Origin of the sequence: Microbacterium sp. NPDC080220 (assembly GCF_040686395.1) — a bacterium.
In the GTDB taxonomy this organism is placed as follows: Bacteria; Actinomycetota; Actinomycetes; order Actinomycetales; family Microbacteriaceae; genus Microbacterium; species Microbacterium gawkjiense.
The window spans coordinates 21,308-31,023 of the sequence record NZ_JBFBOP010000014.1 but is presented as its reverse complement, the minus strand read 5'-3'; the positions used below and the strand labels follow the sequence as shown (position 1 = coordinate 31,023).

Genomic DNA, 9,716 nt, shown 5'->3' with positions numbered 1-9,716 from the left:
GGTCACATTCCGAACCCGGAAGCTAAGCCTCACAGCGCCGATGGTACTGCAGGGGGGACCCTGTGGGAGAGTAGGACACCGCCGGACTTCTTTCGTGAAATGGCCACCCAGAGTTGGGTGGCCATTTCTCGTTAACGCGTACGTGGGAGGACAGAGAAGATGACGGACGAAGAGCGCCCAGGACGGTCGGGCGGTAAGCGGAAGTTCACGCCTGCTTCCTCGCGATCGCGAGACGAGCGACCGCGGGATCGCGGGCGGTCGGAGCCCACCGATCGCGAGCGTCGCGCACCCGAGCGTCGTGACGGCGAGCGTCGTCCGTACGAGAAGCGGGACGGGGGCCGTCCGTCGTACCCCCGTCGTGATGGTGACCGTCCTTCGTACCCGCAGCGCGATGGTGAGCGTCGTCCGTACGAGAAGCGTGATGGAGATCGTCCGTCGTATCCGAAGCGTGACGGTGAGCGTCGTCCGTACGAGAAGCGTGATGGTGATCGGCCGTCGTACCCGCGCCGTGAAGGTGACCGGCCCTCGTACCCGAAGCGCGATGGGGAGCGTCGTCCGTTCGAGAAGCGTGACGGCGATCGGCCGTCGTACCCGCGCCGTGAAGGTGACCGGCCCTCGTACCCGAAGCGCGATGGTGAGCGTCGTCCGTTCGAGAAGCGCGATGGGGACCGGCCTTCGTACCCGAAGCGCGACGGGGAGCGTCGTTCGTACCCGCGCCGTGATGATGTCCGGCCGTCGTACCCGCGCCGTGATGGTGACCGGCCCTCGTACCCGAAGCGCGACGGCGAGCGGCCTTCGTACCCGCGTCGAGACGGGGACCGACCCTCGTACCCGCGCCGTGACGGCGAGCGTCGCTCCTTCGAGGGGCGTGACGGCGACCGTCGCGCCTCGCGCCCGCCGCAGGGTTCGGACCGCAGGAACGTCCCCGCCGGACCGGTCGTCCCCGACGACGTGACGGCCCGCGACCTCAACGGTGCCGCGCGCAACGAGCTGAAGACCCTGAGCAAGGACAACGCCGAACAGGTCGCCCGGCACCTCGCGATGGCCGCGCGTCTCATCGACGAGGATCCTGCGCTCGCACACGAGCACGCTCTCGCGGCATCCCGAAGCGCCGGTCGCATCGCCGTCGTCCGCGAGACCGTCGCGATCACGGCCTACGCCGTGGGCGACTTCGCCCTCGCGCTCCGCGAGCTGCGGACGTTCCGACGGATCTCGGGTCGCGACGACCAGATCGCGCTCATGGTCGACAGTGAGCGTGGCGTCGGTCGGCCGGACCGCGCGCTCGAAGTGGGACGCGCGGTCGACCGCGCAAGCCTGCCGACCGAGGTCCGCGTCGAGCTCGCGATCGCGATGTCCGGGGCGCGCCTCGACCTCGGCGAACCCGAGCGGGCGCTGCAGGAGCTGGACATCCCCGAACTCGACCCCGACACCGCCTACCCGTGGAGCCCGGGCCTCTTCGCCGCACGCGCAGCCGTGCTCGAGGAGCTCGGTCGTGACGACGAAGCCGCCCAGTGGCAGCAGCGGGCCGACGTCGCCGCCGCGGTTCTCGGCGAGATTGACGCCGACTCCGAGACCATCGAGATCGACGAGATCGACGAGATCGAGACCGATGGGCCGGCCGAAATCGACGAGATCGAGACCGATGAGCCGGCCGGCGATGTGGCATCCGGTCAGGAGGACGGCCCGGGGGAGCGCGCCTGATGGGGCTGTTCTCGCGCTCTCGTCCGACGCCGCTCAACGGCGTCGATCTGATCCTCGCCGACCTCGACGGCGTCGTCTACGCCGGTGACGGTGCGATTCCGCACGCCGTCGAGAGTCTGACACGGGCCCGGGCGGACCGTCCCCTCGGCTACATCACCAACAACGCGTCGCGACGCGACAGCGTCGTCGCCGGGCACCTCACCGGGCTCGGCCTCGAGACGCAGCCCCACGAGGTCGTGACGAGCCCCCAAGCGGCTGTCCGCCTGCTGCGCGACCGCGTGCCGGAGGGCGCGACTGTTCTCGTGGTCGGCGGCGACGGTCTCGTGTACGAACTCGAGAAGGCCGGGTTCACCGTCACCCGCAGCGCCGACGACCGGCCCGCGGCCGTCGTGCAGGGATTCGCCCCGGAGGTCGGCTGGGCTCAGCTCGCCGAAGCGGCCTACGCGCTCGCCCTCCCCGAGGACCAGGGCGGGATCCCGTGGATCGCGACCAACACGGACTGGACCATCCCGCAGGCCCGAGGTATCGCGCCGGGCAACGGAACCCTGGTCTCGGCCGTCCACACCGCCGTCGGTCGCCTCGCGACGGTCGCCGGCAAGCCCGAACGGCCGATCTTCGACGAGGCCGTCGCGCGATTCGGGGCGCGGCATCCGCTCTTCATCGGCGACCGGCTCGACACCGACATCGCCGGCGCGCAGGCGGCGGGGATTGACTCCGTCCTGGTCCTGACCGGCATCGACCGGCCGAAGCACGTGCTCGCCGCACCGACGGTGTCGCGCCCGACGTTCATCGTGGGGGACCTCCGGGAACTGCACGAGCCGTACCCCGAGACGATCGTCAAAGGCGACGTCACGACGGTCGGCGGCGCGTCGGTCCGCATCGACGGCCCGGACGTCCACATCCTGTCCGCGGGGGACCGTCCGATCGATCTCGTCCGTGCCGGTGCCGCGGCGATCTGGAACACCGGGCGCGCGATCTACGGCTTCCGGGTGCCCGAACAGCTCTACGCCGACCCGTTCCACCGCCGCTGAGCACGCCCGCCCGCGGCAGCCGTCGCGCCGCGTAGGGTGGGACGCATGTCGATGGATGCCGCTGACGGTCCGGTCCGCCGCGAAGACCTGCTCTCGACGCTCGAGGTCATCGAGGATCAGCCCCTCGCCGAACGGGCCGCCGCCTACGCGCTCCTGCACGACGAGCTGGCCAAGCGCCTCGAGTCGGGCCCGCGCGACACCCACGCATGACGACCCGTCTCGACGCGGCCGTCGCCGCCCGCGGACTCGCACGCTCGCGCACGCACGCGGCGCAGCTCATCGACGCCGGACTCGTGAGCGTCGACGGTCAGCCGGTCGTGAAGTCGTCGGTCAAGGTCGGTGACGATCAGCTGATCGAGGTCGCGGCATCCGATCACTACGTCAGTCGCGCCGCGCACAAGCTGATCGCGGCGCTCGACGCGTTCGCGGTCGACCCGCGGGGCCGCGTCGCGCTCGACATGGGCGCGTCGACGGGCGGATTCACGCAGGTGCTCGTCGAGCGGGGCGCCGTCCGCGTGCTGGCCGTCGACGTCGGGCACGGACAGCTCGCCGCCGACATCGCCGCCCTTCCCGAGGTCGTCGCGGTCGAGGGGTTCAACGTCCGGCACATGACCGCCGCGTCGCTTGCCGAGGCGGCCGGCGCCGCCGACGTCCCCTCGCTCGTCACGGGCGACCTCTCGTTCATCTCCCTCACTCACGTCCTGCCGGCTGCGGCGGCGGTCTGCGCGGCGGACGCCGATCTCGTCCTGCTCGTGAAGCCCCAGTTCGAGGTCGGCCGCACGGGCGTGCGGGAAGGACTGGTGACGGATGCCGGGCGCCGAGCAGACGCCGTCGCGACCGTCCTCTGGTCGGCGTGGGACGCCGGCCTCGGCACGCACGGCGTCATCGCGTCGCCGATCGCGGGCACCCACGGCAATCGGGAGTTCCTCATCCACCTGCGTCCCGGGACGACCGACGACGCGAATCCGACACAATGGTTGGACACCGTGAACCGACTGGCGGGAGCCGCATGACCGACGCGACGCGCAACATCCTCGTGGTGGCGCACGCGCTGCGGGAGAACACCGTCGAGGGCGCGCGGCGCGTCGTCGCCGCCGTGCACGCGGCCGGTCTGCAGCCCGTCGTCCCCGGCGACGATCCGGAACTCGCGGCGGTCCTCGGCGACCTCGACACGGCGGTCCTCGGCGAGGGCGGCGTCGACGTCACCGACATCGAGGTCGCGATCGTCCTGGGCGGCGACGGCACGATCCTGCGCGCCGCCGAGCTGGTGCGCGCGGCATCCGTCCCGATCCTGGGCGTCAACATGGGGCACGTCGGCTTCCTCGCCGAACTCGAGGCGGACGACATCGACGAGGCGATCGGTCGTGCGCTCGCGCGCGACTACGAGATCCACGAGCGGATGACGCTGTCGGTCGAGGTGCGCGACGCGCAGGACGCCGTCGTGTACCGGACCTGGGCGCTCAACGAGGCGACCGTGGAGAAAGCGTCCCGGGAGCGCATGCTCGAGGTGATGATCGAGATCGACGGTCGTCCGCTGTCGTCGTTCGGCTGCGACGGCGTCGTCGTCGCGACCCCGACGGGCTCGACGGCCTACAACTTCTCGGCCGGCGGACCCGTCGTCTGGCCGTCGGTGCAGGCGCTGTGCCTCGTGCCGCTGTCGGCGCACGCGCTGTTCGCACGGCCGGTCGTGCTGGGACCCGAGACCTCCGTGTCGATCGACGTCCTCGAGCGCAACCAGGGCCGCGCCGTGCTGTGGAGCGACGGCCGCCGTTCGCACGACCTGCCGCCGGGAGCGCGGGTCGTGGTGCGACGGTCCACGCGCCCCGTGCGCCTCGCGCGACTGCATCCGTCGGTCTTCACCGATCGGCTCGTCCGCAAGTTCCAGCTGCCCGTCGCGGGCTGGCGGGGTGCCACGGAGGCGACGCCGTGATCGAGCAGATCCGCCTCCGCGACCTCGGGGTCATCGCGGGGGCGACCCTGCCGATCGGTCCCGGCTTCACGGCGATCACCGGTGAGACGGGCGCCGGCAAAACGATGGTCGTCACGGGCCTCGGCCTGCTGCTCGGCCAGCGGGCCGATTCCGGCGCGGTCCGCGCCGGTGCCGAGCAGGCCGCGGTCGACGGCGTGTGGATCGTGCCCGACGACGGCCCCGTCGTCGAGCGGGTGCGGGATGCCGGGGGCGACATCGAACCCCTCGGGGACGGCCGCGCCGAGCTCTACCTCGGGCGCACGCTCTCGAGCGAGGGCCGCAGCCGCGCGACAGTCGGCGGCCGCACCGCTCCGGCCGGCGTGCTCGCCGACCTCGCGGACCAGCTCGTCGTCGTCCACGGTCAGTCCGACCAGCTGCGGCTCACGTCGGCCGCCGCGCAGCGCGAGGCGCTCGACCGGTTCGGCGGTGCTCCGGTCGCCGAGGCGCAGGAGCGCTACCGCGCGGTGTGGGATGCCTGGCGCACCGCCGCCGCAGACCTCGAGACCCTGACGACCGAACAGGATGCTCGCGTCCGCGAGGCGGAGGAGTTGCGCGCCGCGATCGCGGACATCGAGGCGGTCGACCCCCAGCCCGGTGAGGACACGGAGCTCGCGCAGCGCGCCGAGCGCCTCGCCAACGCCGAGGAGCTGCGGCTGGCGGCGGCGACGGCGCACGCCGCGCTGTCAACCGAAGAGGATCTGCCCGACGTACAGGGGCTGCTCGCCGAGGCGCGTCGCGCGCTCGAGCGCGCGGCCGGGTCCGACGAGGCGCTGCGCGCTCACGCCGCCGTCATCGAGGAGCTCGGGTACCGCGTCGCCGACGTCGCGGGTGAGCTGAGCGGCTACCTCGCCGACCTCGACGAGGGCGGCCCCCACGAACTCGCGGCCGTCGAGGAGCGCCGGGCGGCCCTGAACGGGCTCGTCCGCGTGCACGGCTCGCTCGAGGCCGCCCTCGAACTGCTCGCCTCCGGCTCCGCGCGCCTGGCCGAGCTCGACGACGACGGCGACCGCATCGACCGGCTGACGGCCGAACGGGACCGGCTGCGCGATGAGCTCGACGCGCGCGCGACGGAGCTGACCGACGCGCGGCGAGCGGCGGCATCCCGTCTGGGGGAGGCGGTCACCGACGAGCTCCGTCACCTCGCCCTGCCCGACGCCACCGTGACCGTCGCCGTCGAGCCCGGCCCCGAGGCCGCGCACGGTCGCGACGTCGTCACGATCCAGCTCGCGCCGCATCCGGGCGCGTCGCCCCGTCCCGTCGCGCGCGGCGCGTCGGGCGGCGAACTCAGCCGGGTCATGCTGGCCATCGAGGTCGTCATCGCCGCGACCGACCCCGTTCCGACGTTCGTCTTCGACGAGGTGGATGCCGGCATCGGCGGCGCTGCGGCGATCGAGGTCGGCCGGCGGCTCGCGAAGCTCGCGGAGACGAGCCAGGTGATCGCCGTCACCCACCTCGCCCAGGTCGCCGCGTTCGCCGGCAACCACCTCTCGGTCGTCAAGGCCAACGACGGGTCGGTGACCGCGTCGAGCGTGCGGCGGCTCGAGGGCGAGGAACGGGCGGCCGAGATGGCGCGGCTGCTCTCGGGCATGGCCGACTCGGAGGTCGCGCTCGACCACGCGCGCGAACTCCTCGCGCTCGGCCGCGCCCGCTGAGCGACACCCGCTCGCACTCCGGGCGGGGCACCCGACGGGGCTGATAGAGTGAAAGCCCGTGACGGACTCTTCGGGCGCGGGACGCAAAAACAACGACATCACCAAGCACATCTTCGTGACGGGTGGTGTCGTTTCGTCTCTCGGCAAGGGCCTGACCGCCGCCAGCCTCGGCAATCTGCTCACCGCTCGCGGCCTGCGCGTCGTCATGCAGAAGCTCGACCCGTACCTGAACGTCGACCCGGGGACGATGAACCCGTTCCAGCACGGTGAGGTCTTCGTCACCGACGACGGCGCCGAAACCGACCTCGACATCGGCCACTACGAGCGCTTCCTCGACATCGAGCTGAGCCAGGCGGCGAACGTGACCACGGGTCAGATCTACTCCGAGGTCATCGCCAAGGAGCGCCGCGGCGAGTACCTCGGCGACACCGTCCAGGTCATCCCGCACATCTCCGACGAGATCAAGCGACGGATGCGGCTGCAGGCGAGCGAAGAGCCCCGCCCCGACGTCATCATCACCGAGGTCGGCGGCACCGTCGGTGACATCGAGTCGCAGCCGTTCATCGAGTCGGCGCGGCAGATCCGCCACGAGCTCGGCCGCGACAACGTCTTCTTCGTGCACGTCTCGCTCGTGCCCTTCATGGGCGCCTCGGGGGAGCAGAAGACGAAGCCCACGCAGCACTCGGTCGCGATGCTGCGCTCCATCGGCATCCAGCCCGATGCACTGGTCCTGCGCAGCGACCGCCCGGTGACGGAGTCGAACAAGCGCAAGATCGCGCTCATGTGCGACGTCGACGAGGACGCGGTCATCAACACCGTCGACCTGCCGAGCATCTACGACATCCCCTCGACGCTGAGCGATCAGGGCCTCGACGCCTACATCGTCCGTCGCCTCGGCCTCGGCGCGAAGGCGGGCGACATCGACTGGACCCGCTGGAACAAGGTCCTGAACGCCGTCCACAACCCGAAGCACGAGGTCACCGTCGGGCTCGTCGGCAAGTACATCGACCTGCCCGACGCGTACCTCTCGGTCACCGAGGCGCTCAAGGCCGGCGGCTTCGCGCAGGAGACGAAGGTCCAGATCGTGTGGATCCCCTCCGACCTCTGCGAGACGCCCGAAGGCGCCGCGAAGGCCCTGTCGGCCGTCGACGGCATCGTGATCCCCGGCGGCTTCGGCATCCGCGGCATCGAGGGCAAGCTGGGCGCCCTGAAGTTCGCCCGCGAGCAGGGGCTGCCGACGCTCGGCATCTGCCTCGGCCTGCAGTGCATGGTGATCGAGTACGCCCGCCACGTCGCCGGCATCGAGGGCGCCTCGTCGAGCGAGTTCGACCCCGAGACCCCGCACCCGGTCATCGCGACGATGGCCGAGCAGGTCGACATCCTCGACCGCGGCGACATGGGCGGCACCATGCGCCTCGGCCTGTACGAGGCCGCGCTGGCCGAAGGATCGCTCGCGGCCGAGCTGTACGGCTCGAACCGCGCCACCGAGCGTCACCGCCACCGCTACGAGGTCAACAACGCCTACCGCCAGCAGATCGCGGATGCGGGCCTGTGGTTCTCGGGCCTCAACCCCGACCTCGACCTCGTCGAGTACGTCGAGCTGCCGCGGGACGTGCACCCGTACTACATCGCGACTCAGGCGCACCCCGAGCTCCGCTCGCGTCCGACCGAGGCCAACCCGCTGTTCCGCGGCCTCATCGCCGCGGCTCTCGAGCGGCACCGCGCGAGCGAGCTGTTCGACGTCGAGAACGAGGACTGACCCGTGACGGATGCCGCCGCCCTGCAGGACGACGCCGTCGCCGTCACGGTGACCCGCAGCGACATGGTCTACGAAGGCCGCGTCTGGAACCTGCGCCGCGACGAGTTCACCTACGGCGACGGGACGATCGTGCGGGAGTACGTCGACCACACCGGCGCGGTCGCCGTGCTGGCTCTCGACGAGGAGGGCCGTGTGCTGCTGATCCGGCAGTACCGGCATCCCGTCGGGTTCCGCGACTGGGAGATCCCGGCGGGCCTCCTCGACGTGCCGGGGGAGGACCCCCTCGAGGCAGCCAAGCGCGAGCTCGCCGAGGAGGCCGATCTCACCGCTCAGCAGTGGAACGTGCTGTCCGACTTCTTCACGAGCCCCGGCGGGAGCGACGAGGCGATCCGCATCTACCTCGCCCGTGGCCTCGCCGACGCGCCCGAGGTGTTCGCCCGCACCGACGAGGAGGCCGACATCGAGGTGCGGTGGGTGCCCCTCGACGAGGTCGTGGACGCGGTCCTCGCGCGCCGGCTGCAGAACCCGTCGCTCGTCATCGCCGCCCTCGCCGCCGCTGCCGGCCACGCACGCGACTGGACGACGCTCGGTGCGCCGGACGCCCCCTGGCCCGGACGCTCGCGCCCCGTGGGCGCGGATCGACCGCAGGCCTGAGACCCCGTGAGGCTCGCGCGCGCCGTCGACGCGTTCCTCCGGCACATCACGATCGAGCGGGGGCTGTCCGCACACACGGTGGCCGCCTACCGGCGTGACCTCGCGGGTTACCTCGACTGGCTCGGGAGTCATGACGTCGTCGACACCGACGGCGTGACGACCGAGCTCGTCACGAGGTTCGCGGCCGAGCGGGCGGCATCCGATCCGCCCCCGGCCTCCACCTCTCTCGCCCGTCTGCAGTCCGCCGTCCGCAGCTTCCATCGTTTCCTCGCCCGCGAGGGGATCGCGACGGAGGATCCGACGAGCCGGCTGCGCCCCCCGAAAGCGCCGATGCGCCTGCCGAAGGCGCTGCCGGTCGACGACGTGATCCGGCTCTTGGATGCCGCCGGCCCCGCGCCCGAGGACGCCGCACCGGGCGAGCTCATCGGGCTCCGCGACCGGGCGCTGCTCGAACTCCTGTACGCGACCGGCGCACGGGTGTCGGAGATCGTCGATCTCGACGTCGACGACCTCCGGCACGGTGACGTGCTGCGGGTGCGCGGCAAGGGGTCGAAGGAACGGGTCGTGCCGGTCGGGTCGTACGCGCGGGCCTCGGTCGACGCGTACCTGACCCGGGCGCGACCCGAGCTCTCCCGACGCGGCCGGGCGACGCCGCGGGCGTTCCTGGGCGCGCGCGGCGCGCCCCTGTCGCGGCAGAGCGCGTGGCTCGTGATCCAGCAGGCGGCGGAACGCGCGAACATCACGGCCCACGTCTCACCGCACACGCTGCGCCACTCGTTCGCGACCCACCTGCTGCAGGGCGGGGCTGACGTCCGCGTCGTGCAGGAGCTGCTCGGTCACGCCTCCGTCGCGACGACGCAGATCTACACCCACGTCACGGTGGACGCGCTGCGCGACGTGTACCTCACGTCGCATCCGCGCGCCCGCTGAACCCGGGGCGGGCACTGCGG

9 protein-coding genes and 1 rRNA gene are annotated in these 9,716 nt (G+C 72.0%); all 10 read left to right on the top strand.

Annotated elements, in window-relative coordinates:
• A 5S ribosomal RNA gene (rrf, locus tag AB0P29_RS15650) occupies window positions 1–87 on the top strand; the annotation flags it as partial.
• Window positions 88–951: 864 nt separating this feature from the next.
• Window positions 952–1,701, top strand: coding sequence for a hypothetical protein (locus tag AB0P29_RS15645; RefSeq protein WP_363381082.1), 750 nt, complete (start codon window positions 952–954; stop codon window positions 1,699–1,701).
• Entirely contained in the window at window positions 1,701–2,732 is a 1,032-nt protein-coding gene (locus AB0P29_RS15640; RefSeq protein ID WP_363381080.1) for an HAD-IIA family hydrolase, read from the top strand. Before AB0P29_RS15645 ends, AB0P29_RS15640 begins: the two co-directional genes overlap by 1 nt.
• Window positions 2,733–2,777: 45 nt before the next feature.
• Window positions 2,778–2,942 carry a hypothetical protein gene (locus AB0P29_RS15635; protein ID WP_157532573.1) on the top strand — a complete coding sequence of 55 codons (165 nt, stop codon included), beginning with the start codon at window positions 2,778–2,780 and terminating at the stop codon, window positions 2,940–2,942.
• The gene (locus AB0P29_RS15630; RefSeq protein ID WP_311283479.1) at window positions 2,939–3,745 is read left to right on the top strand and encodes a TlyA family RNA methyltransferase; all 807 of its coding nucleotides are present in this window, start codon (window positions 2,939–2,941) and stop codon (window positions 3,743–3,745) included. Before AB0P29_RS15635 ends, AB0P29_RS15630 begins: the two co-directional genes overlap by 4 nt.
• Complete coding sequence (locus AB0P29_RS15625) at window positions 3,742–4,662, top strand: NAD kinase (protein ID WP_359921254.1); 921 nt, start codon at window positions 3,742–3,744, stop codon at window positions 4,660–4,662. The genes AB0P29_RS15630 and AB0P29_RS15625 overlap by 4 nt, the downstream gene beginning before the upstream one ends.
• Window positions 4,659–6,353 carry a DNA repair protein RecN gene (gene recN, locus AB0P29_RS15620; protein ID WP_363381078.1) on the top strand — a complete coding sequence of 565 codons (1,695 nt, stop codon included), beginning with the start codon at window positions 4,659–4,661 and terminating at the stop codon, window positions 6,351–6,353. Before AB0P29_RS15625 ends, recN begins: the two co-directional genes overlap by 4 nt.
• A 58-nt stretch (window positions 6,354–6,411) precedes the next feature.
• Complete coding sequence (locus AB0P29_RS15615) at window positions 6,412–8,112, top strand: CTP synthase (RefSeq protein WP_217528255.1); 1,701 nt, start codon at window positions 6,412–6,414, stop codon at window positions 8,110–8,112.
• A 3-nt stretch (window positions 8,113–8,115) separates the two neighbouring features.
• Window positions 8,116–8,766, top strand: a complete 651-nt coding sequence (locus AB0P29_RS15610) for an NUDIX hydrolase (protein WP_363381076.1) — start codon at window positions 8,116–8,118, stop codon at window positions 8,764–8,766.
• 6 nt (window positions 8,767–8,772) lie between these two features.
• Window positions 8,773–9,696, top strand: coding sequence for a site-specific tyrosine recombinase XerD (gene xerD, locus AB0P29_RS15605; protein ID WP_253034389.1), 924 nt, complete (start codon window positions 8,773–8,775; stop codon window positions 9,694–9,696).
• Window positions 9,697–9,716 lie beyond the last annotated feature (20 nt).

Excerpts from the sequence above, each read along its gene's own strand:
- AB0P29_RS15630 (WP_311283479.1), top strand. The coding sequence starts at position 2,939 with ATGACGACCCGTCTCGACGCGGCCGTCGCCGCCCGCGGACTCGCACGC.
- AB0P29_RS15640 (WP_363381080.1), top strand. The coding sequence starts at position 1,701 with ATGGGGCTGTTCTCGCGCTCTCGTCCGACGCCGCTCAACGGCGTCGAT.
- AB0P29_RS15625 (WP_359921254.1), top strand. The coding sequence starts at position 3,742 with ATGACCGACGCGACGCGCAACATCCTCGTGGTGGCGCACGCGCTGCGG.
- AB0P29_RS15635 (WP_157532573.1), top strand. The coding sequence starts at position 2,778 with ATGTCGATGGATGCCGCTGACGGTCCGGTCCGCCGCGAAGACCTGCTC.